The sequence below is a fragment of the Flavobacterium bizetiae genome, from assembly GCF_024271895.1.
GTDB classification, from domain to species: Bacteria; Bacteroidota; Bacteroidia; order Flavobacteriales; family Flavobacteriaceae; genus Flavobacterium; species Flavobacterium bizetiae.
Window position 1 is genome coordinate 1,375,235 of record NZ_CP091861.1, and the last position, 22,720, is coordinate 1,397,954.

The window sequence follows — 22,720 nt, forward strand, 5'->3', positions numbered from 1 at the left end:
TACTATTTAAATTTTACACTTAAACCAAATGCAATACTTCTGGTACGAGGATAAATTCCTTTATCACCTCCAAAATTGTCTTCAGATTTGCCACTTCCACTTATGTTTAATTCCGGATCAATACCGGTATAATTGGTAATTAGTAATAAATTACTTCCAGTAAGTGAAAGTCGGATTGAATCAACATATTTATCAGTAAAACGGAAGCTGTAACCTGCTGTAACATTTTCTAATCGTATAAAAGAACCGTCTTCTAACCATAGATCAGAAGCGTATGTTGAAGTACGAATGCCTTTATCAACACCGCTTTGTAAAATATTTGATTTACCGGTATTTTCAAGCATGCTTAGGTTTTGATTAAGCTGATTGTACACTTTATTTCCTCCTGAACCTCTCCATAACATAGAGGCATCAAAATTTTTGTATCTGTAGCTTGGATTAAAAGCAAACGTATAAGTTGGTAACGCAGTTCCTGCATAATAACGATCGGCACTTGTAACCCCTTGATCAATAGCGCCATCTCCGTTACGATCTAATACGGTTTCTACACCATTAGAATTTACACCTGTATGCTGCAGAGGATAAAAGGCACCCACAGGTTTTCCTTCAACCAGTAAAGAGTTTGGAGCTCCCCATCCCACATAATCTGTATTTAAAGGAACGCCATTAATACTTCCGCTTAATTTAAGTACTTTGTTTTTCATAAACGAAGCATTACCGCTTAATGTAAGTGTACTGTTTTCTGTTCTGATAAGATCATAAGCCAAAGAGAGCTCTAAACCTTTATTTGAAATACTTCCAACATTTGCTTTGATGGTATTATAAGCATAAGGAGGTTGTGATACTGTGTAATCCAATAATAAATTATCTGTTGTAGCATCATAAACATCTACAGTTCCTCTTAATCTATTGTCTAAAAGAGCGAAGTCTAAACCAATATTGGTTTGTTTTTTGGTTTCCCATTGTAAATCAGCATTTGCATTTTGACTAATACCGAAATTGGTGATTAATGAACCTCCAAAATAAGCCAATCCCTGTCTGCCTACTAATGAAAGTGAGTTTTGAGGGTAAAGACCTTGTTGGTTACCTGTAACACCATATCCAACGCGTAATTTAAGTTCGCTAAATAAATTTTGAGTTCCCATAAAAGACTCTTTGTTGATTTGCCATGCTACAGATGCAGAGGGGAAATCTCCCCATTTGTTATTTACACCAAATACAGATGAACCATCTCGTCTGAAACTTCCCGTAAATAAATAACGATTAAGCAAAGTATAATTTACACGTCCTAAAAACGATACTAATGTTCTGTCATTTTTATAGGATTCTATATCTCCAGATGCCACTTTTGATAGATCACCCAACTGCAACGCGTTGTAAGTCGTTTTGTCACTAACAAAACCTTTTGCCTGAGCGTAATTACCCTGATAAGTTTGGTTTTGCCATTCATATAGAGCCAATGCGTTGATGCTGTGAATGCCAAATGTTCTTTTATAAGTAAGACTTGCATTCATCAATTTTTCGTCTTGCTTTTCATTTTTAATGTTGGCATATCCATTTTGACTAATTGCATAGGCATTTGTTGATTGTACAGGAAGGAAATATCCAATAGAAGTGTTTGTTTTTCTCCAGCTACCAAACCAGCTTGCGGATAATCCTTTAGCTAAATCCAGATCAGCCTTTAGGCTTCCAAATAAATTGTCTTCTTGTTTTTCATTAGTAACTGTTTGTGCAGCTGCATAAGGATTTAAATATTGAAACACATTTGGATCTGTAAAATAGCTTCCATCAGGATTAAAAACAGGATCTGTTGGTCGCATTAAATAAGCATTTGTAATTAAATTTGATGAATAAGCGGCTGTTCCGATATTTGCAATACTAAGATCTGTATTATTAATTCCGTTAGTTAAATTAAATGACAATTTTAATTTATCATCAAGGGCTGTTTGTGTAGCCTGAACGCGTCCAATATATTTTTTATTACCAGTGTTTATTACCACTCCGTCTTGTAAAATAGCTGTTATAGAAGCTCTATAGCTAAATTTATCTGTTCCTCCGCCAAATGCCAAACTGTGCGTTTGTGTTACACCGGTTTGAGTTAAAAGACCATACCAATCTGTATCTGAAGCATGATTTGCAGATGAAGGAACGCCAACGCTCTGAGCCGTTTTCCACCATTGGTCAGCACTTAACATATCGAGTTTTTTTGGAATAAAATCTAAAGAAGTAGATCCGGTATACTCTAGTGTAGTTCTTCCTGCTTTATTTTTTTTAGTGGTTACGATAATTACTCCGGGAGCTCCTCTTGAACCATAAACAGCAGTTGCAGAAGCATCTTTAAGAACATCGATACTTTCTATTTCGCTTGGCGGAACCTGATTTAACAAATCCATATTTCCCTGAATTCCGTCTACGACTACCAAAGGATCATTTCCTCCAATCAAAGAGCCAATTCCTCTAATACGCACGCTTGGTCCTGAACCCGGTTCATTACCAATTTGAGTAATGTTTACACCAGCAGCTTTACCAGCAATTAATTGTAGTGGGTTTACAATAGCACCCTGATTCATATCTTTGGCAGCAATTGAAGAAACGGCTCCGGTAACATCTTTTTTAACCGTTGTGCCGTAACCTACAACAACTATTTCCTGTAAATCTGTAGCATCAGGAATAAGCTGTACGTTGATAACATTTTGGCTGGCCACTACTTTTTTTTCTTTATATCCTACAAAAGACACAACAATTACAGATGCGCTGCTTTCGACAGTAAGTTTAAATTTTCCGTCAAAATCCGTCACCATTCCGTTTCTTGTTCCTTCTTCAGTAACCGAAGCACCCGGTAAAGGCAAGCCATTTTCGTCTGTAATAATTCCGGTTACGGTTTGTTTTTGATAAGGTATGCTTTGTGTTTTGAGTTCCGGCTTTTTTAAGATAATTTGAGTATCCCTAACTTTAAATTCTGTTGAGGTTCCTTTAAAAAGTTTATCCAGAACAATATTAATAGGCTGGTCTTTTACAGAAATAGAAATTGTACGATCTAAGTCAATGTCGTTTAGTTTATAAATAAACCTGAAATCTGTTTTTTGCTCTATGGTCTCAATAACCTTTTCGATTGTTGAATTGTTTAATTCAAGAGTTACTTTTGTTTTTTGGGCATAAGTATTCCCTCTGATATTAAACATGGCGACCAAAATAAGTAGTGTAGTTAGTTTCAATTTTAGGTCATATTGGAACATTGGGTATTTAAACCCAACATTCTTTGATTTTTTTTTCATAATTTTGTTAATTGATTGTAGTTAATTCGTTATATTCAATCACTTAGTAAATCGGAAATTGTTCGCAGCTCTTTCCGATTTTTTTATTCTTGTACTTTTAGTCCTTCATATTTTTTCATTGGTTTTAGTGGTTATTTAATTAGTATTTGATTGTTTTTTATGGTGTAATTAATGCCATGAATATCATTAAAATAGCTCATCACTTTTTCTATCGATTCATCGCTAAAACTTGCGTTGAATTTCTCATTTGCCAGTTTTTCATTTTTATTTATAATGGTGACATTGTAGCGTCTTTCTAATTTTGTAATAATATTTTTGAAAGTCATATTTCTAAAAGTCAATCCGCCATTGATCCATGAAGTATAAATATCAGTAATAACAGCTTTGGTAGAAATCACAGTATTTTCTCTGTTGAAACTTCCTTTAAAACCAGGTTTTAGAATCGTATTTTTGGCAGCATCAAATTCCTCGTTTGAGCGATACATTCCAATAGAACCTTCAACCAGAACAACATCTGTTGCAGCATCTTCGAGATAATTAGAAACATTAAAATGTGTTCCTAAAACGCGCACATTCAAAGCATCGGCATTTACTATAAAAGGATGTTTTTTGTCTTTGGCAACATCAAAAAAGGCTTCTCCATCCAGAAATACCTGTCTGTTTTCTCCAGCGATAAATTTTACAGGATATCTTAAAGTTGTTCCTGCATTTAAATGCACCAAAGTTCCGTCAGACAATTGCAATCTGAATTTTTTGCCATACGGAATTTTGATGGTGTTGTAAGTTGTTTTTTCTAAAGCAGAATTATCATCGTAAACAATTTTATCTCCATCCTGATTTCCAACCACATTTCCTTCAGCATCTCTTACTTCAACTTTATTGTTTTCAGAGATTATTTGTGTATTGCCATTTTCTAATTGCAATACAATGTCTGTGCTTTTAAAATCGAATTTAGGTTCAGTTTTAGTTTTGAAAATATCTTTTTGATAAGCAAAACCAATTCCGAGTAAAACGACAATTGATGCAGCAATCGAAATGTATTTTTTGAAGTTTGATTTCTTAGGATTGATTTCTATTACAGACTCCTCTTCTTTTGTACTTGATAAAATAGAAGCAAAGATAGAATCGGCCGTTTGTTGACTCATTTTAGGCATTTCGCCCAAAAGATCCTGAATATCTTCTACAGTAGGAAAATCGTCTGTAAGTTTATTTTTTTTATAATAGGCAATTACCTCGTTTGTTTCTTCGGGCGTACATTGGTTTAAAACAAACTTTTGTAAAAGGCTCTTTATTTCAGAATTTGAATTCATTACGAATTGATTTTAAGTAGGGATTTTATATAATACAGTTGAAAACAAGTTGAGTACTACTCAAACGTTGTAAATTTTTTAATTTTAACATTTTAATGGAAACAAAAAACTTGTGAAGTGTTGATTTTGTTGGGGTTATTTAGTTAAAAATATTTTTGTTTTTTTTGAAAAATCATCCGTTTGTTGTCCTGATGCAGGAAGATTTTCCACAAAGATTGAAGAATTACATTCGTGTAAATTCGTGGAATTTGTGGCGAAAAAGTCAAAGAAACTTCTCAGTCTTGTCATTTCGACGAAGGAGAAATCACACTAGAAAATCGACAAAGATTAGTGCTTTTAGGATCGGAATCACGAGTGTGATCCTTCCTTCGTCAAGATGACAAACCACGCGAAAACATTATTATGAAAATGATTGCCCTAGCCCCGATAGCAGAGGAAATCCTTTTGTGCCGGTGTTCGGCACAAAAGATTGGAACGTATAGCGGGATTAGCTCCTAAAAAAAGATTTGGTTTATTATAGAAATCAGGATGACAAGCTTTGCGATCTTTGCGTAAACCTTTGCGCACTTTGCGGTTAAGCTTAAATTAAGCACAAAAAAAATCACCCGGAAAGAGTGATTTTAATGGTTAAATGTGGTTTTTTGGTTTAGATAATTTCGTCATGAACTTGAAAAAAGACTCGCATCGATTCTAATGCTTTGCTCATTTGGTTCCTGACTGTATTGATTGAGATCCCGAGTTCCTGACTGATTTCTTCGTAACTCATGCCTTTTTTCCGGGACATCTTAAAAATTTGCTTTCGTTTTGGTGGCAATTGTTTCATGGCCTGCTTTCGAAGTTTTTTACAATCGGCTTCACGAATCAGGTAATCACCATATTCATGAGATTTCTGGCTTTCGTAAAAGATTTCTTCTTTGAGCAATATATCATTCGCTGCTTTATTCAGGCAATTAAAAGCCTGATTTCTGGCAATGGTAAAAATATAAGCCTTAAAAGATTGTTCCAGATTTAAGTTTTCGCGATGTTGCCACACTTTCATAAAAACATCCTGAACATTCTCTTCAGCAGCTTCTTTAGATTTTAAGAGACTAACGCTATATCCATAGATATCCTGATAGTATAAATCAAAAAGTTGACGAAATGCCTTTTCGTTGCCATTTTTGAGTTCACTCACCAATAATTTTTCGCTATGCTCTATCGCTTCTGACATTAATTTAATTAGTCTATATTTAAATCTAATTATATTATCATACTATCAAAATGGGTACTCTAATTTGCTGACTGGTTAGCAAATATATAAAAATATTATTCGCAACAAATTTTATTAAAAAAAACTTAATTCTATCTTTTTTAATAAAATTTATGCTGAATACCAGTAAAGCCATTGTTAAGCCCCTTTTTATCAAGTCAATAAGTTTTGCGCTTATATTTTTTAAATTAATTATTAAGACAGATATTTATTGCGAATATTCTTATTTGTAATTAAAAGGAATGACGATTTTACAATTTAAAGAGCAATAAAAAATCCTTTTACCTTTCCTGAAAAGAAAGATAAAAGGATACTATAATAAAGAATCTTTGAGGATTCTGTAATGTTTAAATTTATTAGTTTTTAAGGTCTTTAATTACCTTAAAAGCAACATCAACCTGATCTTCTCCAACTAAAATAGTGAATTCATTCGATGTAGAAATTACCTCATTAATGATGATTCCTTCCCAGGCCAAACGTTGAAAAATGAAATAATAAATACCAGGAACTACGATGTTTTCTTTTGGCAATTTTACGGTAATAGAAGCTAAATTATCTAATTTCTGAATTAGTTTTTCGCGCATAAAATGCTTTTCTACCAAATGATTTACACTGCTGCTAACCACGATGTTAGTTTCGTTTACACCACGAGATGAGGTATAAAAGATGTCAGATAAAGCATTAATATCAGAAATTAAATCAGCTTGTTTGTTCAGAACAGTTTCAGAAGCAGCAAAAGTGTAATCTGTCAATTCAGAACGAACAGTGATTTCGCCAATATTCTTAATTACTTTATTGATTTTATGGTTTAATTTAAAATCCAATTCCTCCGTGAGTCGTTTCAACGACATTACTACAGCGCCTTGTTTTACTTCCTTGCCAAATTCACTTTCTAATTCGGTCATAATGTTCCGTGAAAGCGACGTCAGGTTGATGATTCCAAGCGATAGCGCGTTTAATAAAAAAGGTTTTGTTTTGATGTAATTTTCGACGATTGAAGAAACGGTTTTCATAATTTTTTTTCTTTTTTTTTGTAACTTGATTGTGTTGGTTTAGTTAATAGGGGTGTTATAAATCTTTACAAAGATAAATAAAAAAACAATTTGTTACAAATATAACAATAAAAAATTATGTTAAAAGTGATAAAATGCGTCTGTAAAATGTTCAATTGCAAATGATTCCCCATTTTTATGGATCGCTACGATGTCAAATCTAATGTTTAAATCATTACAAAAATCCTTTTCCCTATCGTTTATGTAGGCATTTACTGCTTTTATCAGAAGCTGAATTTTTTTTGGCTTCACAAAATCTTGCGGAGCACCAAAATCTAAACTCGATCTTGTTTTGACTTCAACGATGGCCAAAATAGATTCTTTTTGAGCTATAATATCAATTTCGGCTTTCTGAAAAGTCCAGTTTCGATCTAAAATTTTATAACCTTCTTTTAAGAGATATTCTACCGCAAGTTCTTCGCCTTTTTTCCCCAGATCATTGTGTTCAGCCATGTTTTTTAGTTTTCAGTCTCAGTCTCAGTTTTACAGTTTGAGTTGGAGATGTTGTGTTAGAAATGTATGTGCATGCAAAAACGCAAAGTCTACAAAGCCTTATTGAAATTGCTTTGCGACTTTGCGTCTTTGCTAGATTTTTATGTGGTATTTTGGATTCTTCTTGATTTGAAGAAACGAGAAATTATTATTTTTGAAAAGAAACAGTACTTCCGGTTTCGTTTACTTCAATTGAAATGGTATTTCCCATGATCAAAGCCCTGTTGTCCTGAATATGTCCTGCCGGAAAATTGAAGATTACCGGAATATTGTATTTTTTAGTAACATCATCTACAATTTCAACAGCATTTTTACCCCACGGTACTTCGTTGTCTTTCATTTTGGTCATTCCGCCAACGAGAATTCCTTTTAGGTTTTCAATACAACCGTTGCGTCTTAAATTCATCATCATTCGATCGATATGATACAAATATTCGTCAAGATCTTCGATAAATAAAATTTTATCCTTACAATCAATAGCCGATGGAGATCCTAATAAACTGTATAGAATAGATAAATTTCCGCCTACTAATTCGCCCGTTGCCTTACCAAAACGATTCATTTTATCAGGAGCAATTGTATACGATAAAGGCTCGCCAAACAAACTCGATTTCATCGAACTAATAGCTGCCGGAGTAGCACGCGGAATCGTAACCGGCATAATACCGTGAATTGATTTATAGCCCATCGTGTTCAGATGATTGTGCAAAACCGTAACATCGCTAAAACCAATAACCCATTTGGGATGTTGTTTGAATTTGGTAAAGTCCAAAAGATCAATCATTCGTACCGTTCCGTATCCGCCACGAACACACCAAATCGCTTTAATGTTAGGATTGTCTAACTGATGTTGAAAATCGGCAGCGCGTTGTTCGTCAGTTCCGGCAAGTTGGTTAAAATCAAGTCCAATTGAGGTTCCTACAACAGCTTCTAAACCCCAGCTGTGCAATAAATCTATGGTAGGCTTTAAGTTGTCTTCGATATTTTTTCTGGCAGTTGCTACAATTGCAACCGTATCTCCTTTTTGTAAGTAAGGTGGTGTTATCATGTTTTGTTGGGATTGACAGGTAAATGATTGTAAAGTAAAAATAAGTAATATGAATTTACAATGAAAAAAGTAATTTTTAAAGTTTTTGAGTCCGCTCATGTGCATGGTTTCTTTGCTGGTTCATTATAAAGGTAAACAAATATAGAAATTTAAAAAATTAAATTTATTTGAAAATTCCTACAAATAAATTAATTTGCTTAAATTGAACTTTTTAAAATAATAAGTTCATGAAGATTATTAGATTTCAGGTTTGTTGCATAGCGCTATTTTTTCTTCCAATTTTACACGCTCAGTCAAAAAAATATACCATTCATACCGTTGCATTTTACAATTTCGAAAACCTTTTTGATACCATAAACGATCCAACAACGCACGATGACGAATGGACACCAAACGGAGCGCAGCACTGGACAAAAGAAAAATACGAACAAAAATTAAAAAATCTAGCCAGGGTTTTATCCGAAATTGGAACTCCGGAAAATCTTAATGCACCAACCTTAATTGGGGGTTCTGAAATCGAAAACCGCGGTGTCCTCGAAGATTTAATCAAACAACCTAAATTGCAGCATCTTGATTACGGAATCATACATTTTGATTCGCCGGACCAACGCGGAATCGATGTGGCATTGCTCTATCAAAAGAAATATTTTAGGCCAACATCCTATTCTAATATTCCTTTATATATCTATAAAAATAATGCAATTGAAAAAGAGGAAAAGAAAGAAGAAATCGATGATGAAATCGAAATAAAAACATCGAATAACAACCGGATTTTCACAAGAGATCAGCTTTTAATAACCGGTTTTCTAGAAGGCGAGGAGATACATATTATTGTCAATCACTGGCCATCAAGATCTGGCGGAGAAAAGAAAAGTAGCCCGTTTCGGGAATTGGCAGGAAGTTTAAACCGAAGAATTATCGATTCGCTACAGCAAATAAATCCCAATGCAAAAGTCATGACGATGGGAGATTTAAACGACGGACCCTTCAACCGTAGCGTAAAAGTAGCCTTGGGAGCCAAAGCAAAAAAGAGCGAAGTTCCTGAATTGGGTACTTTTAATCCCTTCGAAGAAATGGCCAATAAAGGCATGGGAACAATCGCTTTTAGAGATTCCTGGGATATTTTTGATCAGATTATCATAACCGAATCCCTTATAAAACAGGATTTCTCGACCTTCAAGTTCTGGAAAGCCGGGATTTTCAATAAACCATTTCTCATTACAACTTCAGGACAATACAAAGGATATCCGCTTCGGCACAGCCTAACCGAAGTAGGTTTTAGCGATCATTTTCCCGTTTATATTTATCTCATAAAAGAGATGAAATAAATACGGTTTACAATCTCAGTTTTCAGGATATTGAGACTGAAAACTGAGACTGAGACTGAAAACTTTTCCTTAACTTAGCTAAAAACTTAGTACCACTAAAAATGTCAATAGCAAAACCCTTCAATTTAAATAAATGGATCGACGAAAACCGTCATTTATTAAAACCACCTGTAGCCAATAAAAATCTTTATGTAGATTCCGGCGATTATATTGTCATGATCGTTGCTGGCCCAAACGCCCGTAAAGACTATCATTATAACGAAACCGAAGAGCTTTTTTATCAACTCGAAGGCAGTATAAAAGTGGTAATTCAGGAAGATGGTGAACGCAAAGAAATGGAATTAAATGCCGGAGATATGTATTTGCACCCAGCCAAGATTCCGCATTCTCCAGTTCGTTCAGAGGGTTCTATAGGTTTAGTAATCGAACGCAAACGCGCCGGAAAAGGCTATACTGACGGACTGCTTTGGCATTGCGACAATTGCAATCACAAACTTTACGAAGTATTTTTCGAACTTCATAATATCGAGAAAGATTTCCTGCCACATTTCGAACATTTCTATAATTCAGAAGAATTAAGAACCTGCGACAATTGCGGAACCGTAATGGAATCTGATCCCAGATTTGTAGCGAAGAAATAATATATTGGCTCAAACATCCTAACAGGTTTTTAAAACCTGTCGGGTTTAGCAGACAATTAGAAATAAAGGTCTTTGAATTAGAACTTTTAATTTTTTAGGAGCTATTTCCCGCTATCCGTTTCAATCTTCTGTTTTTTAAAGAAAAAAACAAAAGGATTTCCACTTCTATCGGGGCTAGGAAATTTGTTTTCAAAAGAAGATTTATATTATAATTTAAGTCATCTTGTCATTTCGACGAAGGAGAAATCACACTAGAAATTCCGCAATCAAAATCGCCAATCTTTGTCGAATCCCGAGTGTGATTTCTCCTTCGTCGAAATGACAAAAAAAGAAAAAAAATCTCTTTAATCTATGAAATCTGTGGCTTTAAAAAATTACAACTCAAACTTTTTCCCTTGTTCAGGATAAATAATCTTAAATCCTAAATCATTTTGCTTTTGCAATTGTTCTTTAAGTTTGATGATATTTTTGGTTGGCGGTTTCAAATGCGTAACAATAATATTGAAACCTTTCAAAGTTCCTTTTCCGGATAAATCTTCTAAAGTATGAAGTTCTTTCATCAGGTGATTCGGAGTTAAGTGCCCGAACAAGAATTGATCAGGTTGCTCATTAGGGAATGAAACTTCAATAAAAATTCCTTTCAATTGTTTACTTTTTATTAGAGGAGCAATTGCTGTCCAGAGTGATTTTAGCTTATCGCTTTTTTCTACCGAGTCAGGTCCGGTATCTCCTAAATAAAGCACATAGGATTCTCCATTTTTAATTAGAAAAGCTGTACTCTCAAACGGATTCACATGGCTTAACGGAAATACTTTTACCGTCATTGTTGTATTGGTAATTGGAGTTTCTTCTCCGATATTTAAAGTCTGAAAATGATATTTTTTTAATGGAGTTCCGGGACCTTTATCGCCAAAATTGGCCCAGGTTTGATCATTAAAATAATGATTCTCCATCATTTCCATGCATTTTTCAGTGGCGTAAACTGTTTTTGAAGAATCGGCCGGAGAGTTAATAATCAATCCTGAAACGTGATCTAAATGCGCGTGAGAAATAAAATACCCTTTAATATATTTACGTAAAACCTCGCTTGTCGAAACTTTAAAAACCTTGTTTTCAATTGCTTTTTCGATTCCGGCATTTATAGTTCCAGCATCTAAAGCGATAAAATCATTTGTATTGGTGGGTGCTACTAAGTAAGCCGAAAGATTTTTTTCGTCGATACCACCTTTTATTCCTAACGGAACAACCTGAAAAGAAGCTTTTTGTTCTTTTTGCGCAAAAGCATTTACAGAAATTAAAACGAAACAAATCAGAAGGCGATTGAAAACAGACATATTTAAATAATTTTGTTGCTGCAAAGTTCCTGAATTATGACGAATAAATACAGGAATATTTCTTTAATTGACTTTTATTAATCCTAAATTTACCTGATTTTAACAACTTGCTTTTGTTGAAATTCAACTCTAAATAATATCTTTACATAAAAATATAACAATTTTAACTAAAAAAGTTACAATGACAACAATAGCATCGCAATTTGGAATGAATGAGGCTCTGGAAAAATTGGGCATCAAATCGATAAATGAAGGAACATCAACCGGATTAGAAAACTTTTCTTCAGGAGAAATTTTAGAAAGTTATTCACCAGTTGACGGAAAATTAATTGCTTCGGTAAAAATGTCGACTCCTCAGGATTATGAAAAAGTAATGCATTCAGCAACAGAAGCTTTCAAAACTTTTCGTTTAATTCCTGCGCCACAACGTGGAGAAATTGTTCGTCAGTTTGGGCAAAAGTTACGTGAAAATAAAGAAGCTCTTGGTAAATTGGTTTCTTACGAAATGGGGAAATCATTACAGGAAGGATATGGAGAAGTTCAGGAAATGATCGATATCTGCGATTTTGCAGTTGGTTTGTCTCGTCAGTTACATGGTTTGACAATGCATTCAGAAAGACCCGGACATCGTATGTACGAGCAATATCATTCGTTAGGAGTTGTGGGGATTATTTCGGCATTCAACTTTCCGGTGGCAGTTTGGTCCTGGAACACCGCTTTAGCTTGGATTTCCGGAGACGTTTGCGTTTGGAAACCTTCTGAAAAAACACCTCTTTGCGGGATTGCCTGTCAAAACATCATCGCACAAGTTATTAAAGAAAACAATTTACCGGAAGGTATCTCTTGTTTGATTAATGGCGATTATAAAATAGGAGAATTAATGACGGCTGATACCCGTATTCCGTTAGTTTCTGCTACTGGTTCAACCCGAATGGGAAAAATTGTAGCTCAAACAGTTGCCGGACGTTTAGGGAAATCATTATTAGAACTTGGAGGAAATAATGCGATCATTGTTACTCCTGATGCTGATATTAAAATGACTGTCATTGGTGCTGTTTTTGGTGCAGTAGGAACAGCAGGACAACGTTGTACTTCTACACGTCGTTTGATCATTCACGAAAGTATTTATGATAAAGTAAAAGATGCCTTAGTAGCAGCTTATAAACAATTACGAATAGGAAATCCGCTTGACGAAAATAATCACGTTGGACCACTAATTGATACGCATGCAGTCGAACTGTATACCGTTGCTTTGAACAAAGTAGTTGCCGAAGGCGGAAATATTTTGGTTGAAGGCGGAGTACTTTCAGGAGAAGGTTATGAAAGCGGATGTTACGTAAAACCTGCAATTGCCGAGGCTAAAAATTCATACGCAATTGTACAACACGAAACATTTGCTCCGGTTTTATATTTAATTAAATATTCTGGAGATGTAGATAATGCTATCGAAATTCAGAATGGAGTAGGGCAAGGATTATCATCGGCCATTATGACAAATAATTTACGTGAAGCCGAAAGATTTTTATCTGTTGTAGGTTCTGATTGCGGAATTGCAAACGTAAACATCGGAACTTCAGGAGCTGAAATTGGTGGTGCTTTTGGTGGAGAAAAAGAAACCGGCGGCGGACGTGAATCCGGATCTGATGCCTGGAAAATCTATATGCGTCGTCAAACCAATACAATTAATTATACAACGAGTTTACCTTTGGCACAAGGAATTAAATTTGATTTGTAAAATCTACTTTTAGATTTAGTATATTAAAAAGGCTTCCATTTTAGGAAGCCTTTTGCTTTTAAGATTATAGATTTATTTCTTTAAAATAGTTTGATTAAATGAACCTTCACTAGTGTATATTTTTACTAAATAAGTACCCGCAGTTAGATTACTTACGTCTATAGTTTCCAGGTTTTTATCAACTGTTTTTACCAGCATACCTGAAATATTATAAATCGCCGCTTTCTCTATATTTTGAGAAGCACTTGTAATTGATAATGAATTGGTAACAGGATTAGGGTATAAAACTGGTTTCGCAATTTCTATCGTTTTTGTTTCTTCAAAATTTGCTTTGCGCAAAGTACTTCCTGTATATTCTGTGCTGATGTAGAATAAGTTGGCAACCGATCCTTTTGTTATTGTATTCGTTCCAACTGGTATCGTAGCAGTAACAATTCCGGCTGCTGCGGTATAAGAAGTATTATTAACTTTTACCGTTCCCGTAAAGTTAGAATCAAAAACCAATGTTAATGTAGAAGCACTTGTTGTGGTATAAGTAATCGTCGTGCTTGATTCGATTTTTAGGCGTTCAGTCAAAGTTAATCCGTTATATGTTACAGATCCCGGTGTGGAATTCATGTTTCCTGTAATAGTATAAAACGAACTTGTTTTTCCTGAAGTTGTAAAATTATGAATCTCATTAGTATTAGGATTGCTGGCTGTTACAGTGATTGTACCACCTCCTGTCGCCGCTGTTCCTGTTCCTACTGTAGCAATAGAATACGAAACTGTAGCTATTGGTGTACCTGAAATCGTAATTGTTTTTGCTGAAGTGTTTTTTACAAAGCTAATTCCGGATGCCGGTAATCCCGTTACTGTTGCGTCAGTTGCGCTTCCTCCCCAAGTAAAAACAACAGCACTTATTGCTGTTCCGCTTGCCACTGTTTGATTATTATTAGAAGTAGAAGAAAGTGTTTGACCATTTACGGCTGAAACAGTAATTGTTCCTGATCCCGTAGCGACTGTTCCTGTTCCTATTGTGGCAATAGAATAAGATAAAGTAGCTGTTGGTGTTCCTGTTATGGTAATCGTTTTATTCGTTGCATTTTTTACAAAGCTAATTCCAGATGCCGGTAATCCTGTTACTGTTGCATCAGTTGCGCTTCCTCCCCAGGTAAATACTATAGAACTAATCGCTGTTCCGGTAGTCACCGTTTGATTGTTATTAGTTGTAGAAATTAATGTTTGTGGGTTTGCTGGTGGAGTTCCTTCTCCTTGTACAGCAACTAAAGAACCGGTGTAATTTGTAAGGGCCGATTTTAGCGCAGCAATTACCAGTGAAGATTTATCATCTACACTATTGTTAAAAGTCCATTTAAGATCACCTCCAGAAACGCGTCCTGCGTATTGCGTTACTTTTGTTTTGGCAGTAGCAGGCTGATCTATAACTAAGTTTTTAACGTATAAAGCAGCATTTGTATCAAAATTGTTATACGTATTTGCGCCTGATTTAGACTTTACATTGCTGCTTACCACTTCTCCTCTTGAAGTAGCCAGATAAGCATCAAAATCTGTTGTAGAATTGGTTTTTCCGGCAATGTTGTATAAAGGATTGGTATCGCCATAAGCTACAAAACGCATATTATTAGTGGCAATATCCGCGTCGAAAGTATTGTTGAATGCTTTAATAGAACCTCCGGCTTCACCTGAAAATGTTCCCATAGTTCCCGCATTATTTACCTGATTCGCTTCATCCCAAATATCACTTCCCTGCAAAGAGGTTAACATCGGGTATTTGCTATTTCGATAATAATTTCCTTCTACAAAAAGGGATGATCCCAGAGTTGATCCGGCGCCATATTTTGCAACACCATCATAATAATTATTGTAAATGTGTGCAGAGTAATAACGAACGCGAGGATGACGAGAATCTGAATGATCAAACCAGTTATGATGGTAGGTTATGTATAATCCTGTCGTAGTTCCTTCGCTTAAACCTAAAAGACTTGCTTTTCCGTTATCCCAAAAATGATTGTAAGAAAAAGTAACATAAGTAGATCCTTTGTTATCCATTGCTCCATCACCTTTAATCTGGTCAGCATCAGAACCTGCGTTGCCATAAAATAAATCGCAATTATGTACCCAAACGTGATCGTTTTTATCTTGCAAGCCAACATTGTCGCCAGCAGTACTGTCACAATTCATGAAGCCAAGATTATTAACTTCAATATTCGATGCCGATTTAAGGCGTATACCCATTCCGTTTATAACAGCATCATTTCCAATACCTTCTATTGTTAAATAGCTGTTGGCATTGTTCGCATTTTCGATAGTAATATCTCCGCCTTCCATTACGGTCATATCTGTGATATTTCCGATAAGACGAATAATAAACGGACGTGTATCTTTTCCTTTTTTAATGCCATATAAAATGTTTTGTAAACCAACACAAGGGTTTGTACTCGCACCTGTAATGTCCATCGATATGGTGTTTTTTGTATTTTGGGTAATGTATAAAATTACAGCTCCGGTTTTTGGCGTTCCATCAGCATTATAACCGCCGGGAACTCGTCCTCCATCAAAAGCAAAACCATTGCGATCGTGAGCTAAAACGGTGAGGTTGCTTGTTGTAGAACCTGTTCCTTCATTTCCTGAAATTACAGGCTTTATTTTTACAGTATAAGTTCCGGCTTTAAGTCCCGGAATATCTGCGCGAAAATAAGATCCGTAACTTCTAATAAGCTGATCGTCTATTTTTTTATCTACCAGACCGTTTCCGGTATAGTAAACATTATAAGTTTGAGCATTACTTACCGGCTGCCATTTTACAAAAGCAGATTCCAGCCAGCCAGAAGCTTCGTTAATTTGAACTTGTTGTGCCCATGTTTGAATACTGACAAGAAAGAATGTCAGGAATAGTAGGTTTTTTTTCATAATTGTGGTTTTTTCGTTAATAAAGTTTTTGTGGTTTTTTGGGTATCGAAACAATTAAATTAATTGTAATCGATTACACAAAAGTATTATTAATTTTTGATATTTAAAAAAAAGTTATAAAAAATAAATTATAGTTTAAAAATTACACCATATAAATGAGTATTATGTAATAAATTGCATTAAATGCAATTTATTACATAATGACAAAAACCGTTGTGTGCCTTTATTTTTATTGAATTTTTGTAAATGAAAAAACTGGAACTTATTACTATTTGAAAGTAATTTTAATATTGAATAAGATTAAAATAACAGATCCTAAAAAGTAAGAAAAAACAGTAATAAAATAAGTGAATTTTAAATAAATTGAAGTTGAATTTCTTTTTTATGAAGGAATATTTGCGAATGATTAGTCTAAAAAAGAAGATAAAGGGAGAGTAGATTTAAAGCTAAACCAGATGATAAATGAAAAATCTTTGAACGAATTTTAAGAAATATTCGAAATAATATTTAAGCTTTTTGGAGACAATATTTTAATTTAAAACTTCAATAGAAAGCATAAAAAAAGCCTTTCTGATTTCTCAAAAAGGCTTTGTATTTATTATTAAAAGAATTAATCTTTACTTGATAACTTAGATAGTAATCTTAAGAATTCGATATATAACCAAACCAGAGTAATCATTAATCCCATAGCGCCGTACCATTCCATGAATTTTGGCATTCTTTCCTGAACTCCTCTTTCGATTTGATCAAAATCTAAGAAAAGGTTCAAAGCAGCAATGATGATTACAAAAACACTAATTCCGATACTCATCATTCCGTTTCCGTAGTGAACAGGAGTAAAATTAAAAATTAGAGAAGCGATCCACGAAATCAAATAATACGTGGCAATAGCTAAAGTAGCAGCAATAACTACTGACTTAAATTGTTCTGTAACTTTTACAATTTTAAATTTATATAAACCTAAGCACACTAAAAACGTTACTAAAGTTGCGCTAACAGCGTTGATTACAATTCCCGGATACTTTGCTTCAAAAATCGCAGAAATTCCTCCAATAAATAATCCCTCAAATAAGGCATATCCAGGAGCTAAGTAAGGAGAAAGGTGAGGTTTGAATACTGATACTAAAACCAAAATAAAACCTATTATTGCTCCACCAATTGCTGGTAGTAATGCATTCATTCCGTTAAATGCCATCCACCATGTTACCATTGCAGATCCGCATAATATTAAAAATAAAATAGCTGTTTTATTGATAGTACCTGACAAAGTCATTTCCTGATTGTAATCAATAATTTGAGCTTGGTGTACTTCTTCAGCTTTTGAAACAGCATTTGATGAAAAACGCTTGTTGCTTAAAAATGGATTTTTTGAGTTGAAGTTCATATTTCTAATACATTTAAATGAACCCAAATATATGGAGTTTTTTTGAAGCTCGTATTGTTTAAGTTAAATTTTTAACATGAATTTCTCTTCTGAAATAGAATGTTCTTAAAATAAAAAATCCATTCGCGATAACGAATGGATTTCTTTATATTTTGAGTAAAATTTTAGTTCAATAAATCTAAAACTAAAGAAGGGAATAAACCTAAAACAATATTTAAAGTGATTGAAATTACCGCCACTGCATAAATAAGAAAAGGTTTTCCGGTACGTTCCTGGTTTGGTTCTTTAGAATACATTGCCAATATTAATTTGAAATAATATCCAACACTAATAATAGAGTTGATAACGGCAACAATTACTAAAGCGATATATCCGGCCTCGATAGTTTGATTGAATAAGAATAGTTTAGCAAAGAATCCGGAGAAAATAGGAATACCCGCCATAGATAATAATGAACCTGTCAGGATTGCCGCCAATAAAGGATTTGTTTTTCCTAAACCGTGAAAATTTGTAATATCTTCATTATCCTGATTTTTGCAAACATATAGTATAACACTAAAAGCAGCAATTCCGGCTAATGCATAAGCAGCAGTATAATACAATAAAACACCTGCTGATGTTGCAATAGTTAATAAAGTCATTAACATAAAACCAGCATGAGAAATTCCTGAGAATGCTAACATACGTTTTACGTTTACCTGACGCAATGCCATTATATTACCAACAGTCATAGAGGCAATCGAAATGATTACTACAATGTTTTCAAATGTTCCTAAAAGATCCTGATTGTCTAAAGACGGAACAAAATTTAATGCCGAAACCAATTTATAAAGCGTTGCAATAGCTACAACTTTTGCTAAAGTACTCATTAATGCAGTAGTCAAAGCAGGAGATCCTTCGTAAACATCCGGAGCCCAGAAATGAAAAGGAACTGCAGCAACTTTAAACAACATACCAATAATCATTAAAATCATTCCGATAGGAAACCAGATTGGTAATTCAGCAGATAAAGAAGTTTCATGAATTTCAGCAACATCAAAGCTTCCCATTGCTCCGTAAATCAAACAGATTCCGAATAAAATAATTCCTGATGCAAAAGATCCCATCAAAAAATATTTCATACCTGCTTCATTACTTTTTAAATTTAGTCTTTCGCTTGCTGCCAATACATAAAGCGCAATTGATAAAATTTCGATTCCTAAGAAAAACATTGCTAAGTTTCCAAAAGAAACCATTGCTACTCCTCCAGCCAATAAAAATATTTTTATAGCCACAAAATCAGAGATTTTTGTTGGATGATTTTCGTAAAAATTATGACTTAATGCTACTAAGAAAATAGTTAGAATAATAAATAATGATGAAAACGAAGTAGAGAACTTACTTACCGTAATCATATTATTATAGTAACTTGCTGTTGATCCAAATTCGTAATAGTTAATTGCCAAAACACCCAACAAACCAATAATGGTAATTGGAACAATGGCCTTTCTTAAATTAAGAATTTCAAACAATAGGCAGAAAATACCCAATCCTGTTATAGCTATTAATGTATTCATTTTTGTTTTTTTGATTTAGGAAATCTCAAACTAATGATGCCCTAATTTATTTTTATTAAAATATTAATTTTTATTGATAACGTTTAGAATTGTTTCTAAACTTGGCGTAATCAAGTCTGTAATTGGTTTAGGATAAAATCCGAAGAATATTAAAACCGCAATAATTACTACGAATGAAATTCCTTCATTTACAGAAACATCTGCAAAATTTTTAGAATTCGTTTCTCCCAACATTACATTTTGAAACATTTTAAGCATATAATAAGCTCCTAAAATAATAGTTGTTCCACCTAAAACAGCAAACCAAATATTGATTTGAGAAAGACTATACAAAACAGTAAACTCTCCAACAAAGTTAAAAGTACTTGGTAAAGCTACAGAAGCTAATACTAAAATTAAAAACATAGAAGTGAATTTTGGAGACTGAGTACGAATTCCGCCCATCTCACTAATTTCTCTTGTTTCGAATCTTCTAAAGATAACTTCGGCAGCATAGAATAAACCTACTACAACAAAACCGTGTGCAATCATTTGCAATACCGCTCCGCGTAAACCATCAATAGTCAACGTGTAAGTTCCGGCGGCAATTAATCCAACGTGTGCTAACGAAGAATAAGCTAATAATTTCTTTAAATCTTTTTGTCTTAAAGCAACGATCGATCCGTAGATAACTCCCGCAATTCCTAAACCAATGAAGATATTCATGTATTCTTTTGCAGCCAAAGGTGCAATTGGCAATTGCCAACGAATAACACTGTATAATCCCATTTTTAGCATGATACCAGATAAAAGCATTGTTCCAACAGTTGGTGCTTTTTGGTATACACTTGCCTGCCATGTATGGAAAGGAATAATAGGAATTTTAATTGCATAAGCCAAGAAGAAAGCTAAGAATATCCAAAGTTGTTCAGTAGCTGATAAGTTTACTTTGTATAAATCTTCAATTAAAAAGCTACCAGCTTTTTGGTATAAATAGATAAAAGCAATCAACATGAATAATGAACCTGCAAGTGTATAAATAAAGAATTTAACCACTGCTTTTCTGCGTTCTTCAGCATCACCGTTACCCCAAATAAGAGCAATAAAGTAAATAGGGATAAGTGCTAATTCCCAGAAAATATAGTATAAAAGACCATCTGCTGCAAGGAAAGTTCCTGTCATGGCAAATGCCATAAATAGAATTAAAGCATAAAAACCTTTTGCATTTTTATATTCATTTCCAAAAGAAGAGAATACAATAATTGGCGTTAAAGCCACAGTCAGCAAAAGCATTGCAATTCCTAATCCGTCTGCTTTTAGAGCAAAAGAAATGTTAGGTTTAGTAATCCAGGTGCTTATTAAACTGATGTCGTCACCAGCATAAAAATGATTTAGTAATACAATTGAACAACCTAAAGCCGCCAAACTAAAGAACAAAGCTACTTTAGATGCTAGTTTGTCACCGGCAAAATAAGTGGCAAATGCACCAATTAGAAGAATAATTAATATAAGAGAAACGTTCATAGTTGTAAAATTATTTAGCTAAAAATATATAGGAAACAATGGCGCAAAGACCTAAAACAAAGGCAAAAAGATATAATCCGATACTTCCGTTTTGTAATTTTTTACCCTGAAAAGCGATTTCATTGGTTACTTTTCCTAATCCAAAAACAAGGGCAGATAAACCAGTTTCAATATAGTCTCTGAAAAATCTTGATAATCCGTTAATAGAGCGAACAAATATTGCATCGCAAGCTTCGTCTACATAGTACTTGTTGTATAAAACTTTGGTTAAACCAGTAATGTTTTCATCTGCTTCAGGAACATTATCTTGTTTGAAGTATTTAATGTAAGCAATCAAAATACCTAATAATCCACCTAAAACAGCAACTCCCATCAAGGTATATTCTGTTGTGCCTAAATGATGTTCTTCACCAGCTACTTTTGTGAAAAGAGGCGCTAAATATTCATTTAACCAACTATTTCCAGGTAAGCTAATGATTCCGCCAAAAGTAGCCAGAATAGCTAAAATAATTAAAGGGAAAGTAATTAATCCGTCACTTTCATGTAAATGATGTTTTTGCTCTTCGGTTCCTCTAAAATCTTTAAAGAAAGTAAGGAACATCAATCTAAACATATAAAATGCTGTCATGATAGAAGCAATAGATCCTATAGCGTAAAGCGTTTTACTATGTTCGAAAGCCGTTAATAAAATTTCATCTTTAGAGAAGAAACCTGAGAAAAACGGAACTCCTGAAATAGCCAATGATGAAATTAACATTGTCCAGAAAGTGATTGGCATTGCTTTACGCAAACCACCCATTTTACGCATATCCTGTTCTCCGTGTAAACCGTGAATTACAGAACCTGAACCTAAGAACAAACAAGCTTTGAAGAAAGCGTGTGTTATTACGTGAAAAACAGCTACATCATAAGCGCCAAATCCTAAAGCTAAAAACATTAAACCTAACTGAGAAACAGTAGAGTAGGCCAATACTTTTTTAATATCTGTCTGAACTAAACCAATTGTTGCAGCAACTAATGAAGTGATAGCCCCAATAACAGCAATAACATTTTGAACATCATGTGCTAAATCAAAAACAAAATTTAATCTCGTTATCATAAAGATACCAGCCGTAACCATTGTTGCAGCGTGAATCAATGCCGAAACCGGAGTTGGTCCAGCCATCGCATCAGGTAACCAGGTGTATAATGGGATTTGTGCCGATTTACCACAAGCTCCAATAAATAAACATAAAGCAGCTAATGAAAGCAAAGTAGTATCTAAGTTTGTAGCTCCCGCAATCGCAGTTTTTAAAGTTGCATAATCTAACGTTGAGAACATCGAACCAAGAATAAACATCCCGATTAAAAGACCTAAATCTCCAATTCTGTTCATGATGAAAGCTTTTTTCGCAGCATCATTGTAATCCTGGTTTTTATGCCAGAATCCAATTAATAAGTACGAACAAAGTCCAACACCTTCCCAACCAATAAATAGAACTAATAAGTTACTTCCAATTACAAGTGTAATCATGAAGAATACGAACAAATTCAAATATGCAAAAAACTTGTGCATATTTTCATCATCGTGCATATAACTTATAGAGTATAAGTGTATCAATGAACCAATACCCGTTACAAAAAGCAACCAAAGCAACGATAATTGATCTAATAAAAATCCAAGATTAATTTTGATGTTACTAATTTCAATCCAGTCAAATAAAGAAACCTGAATGGCTTGTTTTGTTTGGCTTAATTGATTGAAAAAGAAAAGTGTTACGGCAAAAGAAACTACTACAGCAGCAGTCCCAATGATTCCTGAAACTGTTTTCCCTAAGCTCTTGCCAAAGAAAACATTGATTAAAAATCCTAAAAAAGGAGATAAAACTAAAAGTAAAGCTAAATTGGTATCCATTTCTAT

General features: G+C 34.1%; 15 protein-coding genes. 3 read left to right on the forward strand and 12 right to left on the reverse strand.

Annotated features, from left to right (window positions below; genetic code table 11):
* Positions 1-2 precede the first annotated feature (2 nt).
* From L0669_RS06190 to L0669_RS06215, 6 genes are all read right to left on the reverse strand, one after another.
* Positions 3-3,275: a TonB-dependent receptor gene (locus L0669_RS06190; RefSeq protein WP_263762107.1), complete on the reverse strand. Its 3,273-nt coding sequence runs from the start codon at positions 3,273-3,275 to the stop codon at positions 3-5.
* Between the two features lie 131 nt (positions 3,276-3,406).
* On the reverse strand, positions 3,407-4,585 hold the full coding sequence (locus tag L0669_RS06195) for a FecR family protein (protein WP_263762109.1): 1,179 nt from the start codon (positions 4,583-4,585) through the stop codon (positions 3,407-3,409).
* Positions 4,586-5,231: 646 nt separating this feature from the next.
* Entirely contained in the window at positions 5,232-5,795 is a 564-nt protein-coding gene (locus tag L0669_RS06200) for an RNA polymerase sigma factor (protein ID WP_173969084.1), read from the reverse strand.
* Positions 5,796-6,190: 395 nt separating this feature from the next.
* Complete coding sequence (locus tag L0669_RS06205; RefSeq protein WP_008466087.1) at positions 6,191-6,847, reverse strand: hypothetical protein; 657 nt, start codon at positions 6,845-6,847, stop codon at positions 6,191-6,193.
* A gap of 120 nt (positions 6,848-6,967) precedes the next feature.
* Positions 6,968-7,339: a YraN family protein gene (locus L0669_RS06210; protein ID WP_263762111.1), complete on the reverse strand. Its 372-nt coding sequence runs from the start codon at positions 7,337-7,339 to the stop codon at positions 6,968-6,970.
* 187 nt (positions 7,340-7,526) lie between these two features.
* Complete coding sequence (locus tag L0669_RS06215) at positions 7,527-8,426, reverse strand: S66 peptidase family protein (RefSeq protein ID WP_173969082.1); 900 nt, start codon at positions 8,424-8,426, stop codon at positions 7,527-7,529.
* A 227-nt stretch (positions 8,427-8,653) separates the two neighbouring features.
* Between L0669_RS06215 and L0669_RS06220 the strand changes: the two genes are divergently transcribed.
* Together L0669_RS06220 and L0669_RS06225 are read left to right on the forward strand one after the other, a co-directional pair.
* Entirely contained in the window at positions 8,654-9,754 is a 1,101-nt protein-coding gene (locus L0669_RS06220; protein ID WP_263762113.1) for an endonuclease/exonuclease/phosphatase family protein, read from the forward strand.
* Positions 9,755-9,855: 101 nt separating this feature from the next.
* Positions 9,856-10,395, forward strand: coding sequence for a 3-hydroxyanthranilate 3,4-dioxygenase (locus tag L0669_RS06225; protein WP_263762115.1), 540 nt, complete (start codon positions 9,856-9,858; stop codon positions 10,393-10,395).
* A gap of 374 nt (positions 10,396-10,769) precedes the next feature.
* Here L0669_RS06225 and L0669_RS06230 read toward each other — a convergent pair whose 3' ends face one another.
* Positions 10,770-11,729: an MBL fold metallo-hydrolase gene (locus tag L0669_RS06230; protein ID WP_263762118.1), complete on the reverse strand. Its 960-nt coding sequence runs from the start codon at positions 11,727-11,729 to the stop codon at positions 10,770-10,772.
* Positions 11,730-11,910: 181 nt separating this feature from the next.
* On the opposite strand from L0669_RS06230, the gene amaB reads away from it, so the two are divergent.
* A complete protein-coding gene (gene amaB, locus L0669_RS06235) occupies positions 11,911-13,464 on the forward strand; it encodes an L-piperidine-6-carboxylate dehydrogenase (protein WP_263762120.1) in 1,554 nt (517 codons plus the stop codon).
* Positions 13,465-13,536: 72 nt separating this feature from the next.
* Here amaB and L0669_RS06240 read toward each other — a convergent pair whose 3' ends face one another.
* The 5 genes from L0669_RS06240 to nuoL all read right to left on the reverse strand — a co-directional run bounded on the left by L0669_RS06240 (position 13,537) and on the right by nuoL (position 22,714).
* Entirely contained in the window at positions 13,537-16,377 is a 2,841-nt protein-coding gene (locus tag L0669_RS06240) for a pectate lyase family protein (protein WP_263762122.1), read from the reverse strand.
* 610 nt (positions 16,378-16,987) lie between these two features.
* Positions 16,988-17,761 (reverse strand): Bax inhibitor-1/YccA family protein, encoded by a 774-nt coding sequence (locus L0669_RS06245; protein WP_263762124.1) that lies wholly within the window; start codon positions 17,759-17,761, stop codon positions 16,988-16,990.
* Between the two features lie 164 nt (positions 17,762-17,925).
* Positions 17,926-19,317, reverse strand: coding sequence for an NADH-quinone oxidoreductase subunit N (locus L0669_RS06250; RefSeq protein WP_263762126.1), 1,392 nt, complete (start codon positions 19,315-19,317; stop codon positions 17,926-17,928).
* 63 nt (positions 19,318-19,380) lie between these two features.
* The gene (locus L0669_RS06255) at positions 19,381-20,820 is read right to left on the reverse strand and encodes a complex I subunit 4 family protein (protein ID WP_263762128.1); all 1,440 of its coding nucleotides are present in this window, start codon (positions 20,818-20,820) and stop codon (positions 19,381-19,383) included.
* 10 nt (positions 20,821-20,830) lie between these two features.
* The gene (gene nuoL / locus L0669_RS06260) at positions 20,831-22,714 is read right to left on the reverse strand and encodes an NADH-quinone oxidoreductase subunit L (protein ID WP_263762130.1); all 1,884 of its coding nucleotides are present in this window, start codon (positions 22,712-22,714) and stop codon (positions 20,831-20,833) included.
* Positions 22,715-22,720: the final 6 nt, after the last annotated feature.

What these genes read in the sequence shown, in the direction of transcription:
- L0669_RS06190 (WP_263762107.1), bottom strand. Translation starts at nt 3,275, where the DNA reads ATGAAAAAAAAATCAAAGAATGTTGGGTTTAAATACCCAATGTTCCAA.
- L0669_RS06195 (WP_263762109.1), bottom strand. Translation starts at nt 4,585, where the DNA reads ATGAATTCAAATTCTGAAATAAAGAGCCTTTTACAAAAGTTTGTTTTA.
- L0669_RS06200 (WP_173969084.1), bottom strand. Translation starts at nt 5,795, where the DNA reads ATGTCAGAAGCGATAGAGCATAGCGAAAAATTATTGGTGAGTGAACTC.
- L0669_RS06205 (WP_008466087.1), bottom strand. Translation starts at nt 6,847, where the DNA reads ATGAAAACCGTTTCTTCAATCGTCGAAAATTACATCAAAACAAAACCT.
- L0669_RS06210 (WP_263762111.1), bottom strand. Translation starts at nt 7,339, where the DNA reads ATGGCTGAACACAATGATCTGGGGAAAAAAGGCGAAGAACTTGCGGTA.
- L0669_RS06215 (WP_173969082.1), bottom strand. Translation starts at nt 8,426, where the DNA reads ATGATAACACCACCTTACTTACAAAAAGGAGATACGGTTGCAATTGTA.
- L0669_RS06220 (WP_263762113.1), top strand. Translation starts at nt 8,654, where the DNA reads ATGAAGATTATTAGATTTCAGGTTTGTTGCATAGCGCTATTTTTTCTT.
- L0669_RS06225 (WP_263762115.1), top strand. Translation starts at nt 9,856, where the DNA reads ATGTCAATAGCAAAACCCTTCAATTTAAATAAATGGATCGACGAAAAC.
- L0669_RS06230 (WP_263762118.1), bottom strand. Translation starts at nt 11,729, where the DNA reads ATGTCTGTTTTCAATCGCCTTCTGATTTGTTTCGTTTTAATTTCTGTA.
- amaB (WP_263762120.1), top strand. Translation starts at nt 11,911, where the DNA reads ATGACAACAATAGCATCGCAATTTGGAATGAATGAGGCTCTGGAAAAA.
- L0669_RS06240 (WP_263762122.1), bottom strand. Translation starts at nt 16,377, where the DNA reads ATGAAAAAAAACCTACTATTCCTGACATTCTTTCTTGTCAGTATTCAA.
- L0669_RS06245 (WP_263762124.1), bottom strand. Translation starts at nt 17,761, where the DNA reads ATGAACTTCAACTCAAAAAATCCATTTTTAAGCAACAAGCGTTTTTCA.
- L0669_RS06250 (WP_263762126.1), bottom strand. Translation starts at nt 19,317, where the DNA reads ATGAATACATTAATAGCTATAACAGGATTGGGTATTTTCTGCCTATTG.
- L0669_RS06255 (WP_263762128.1), bottom strand. Translation starts at nt 20,820, where the DNA reads ATGAACGTTTCTCTTATATTAATTATTCTTCTAATTGGTGCATTTGCC.
- nuoL (WP_263762130.1), bottom strand. Translation starts at nt 22,714, where the DNA reads ATGGATACCAATTTAGCTTTACTTTTAGTTTTATCTCCTTTTTTAGGA.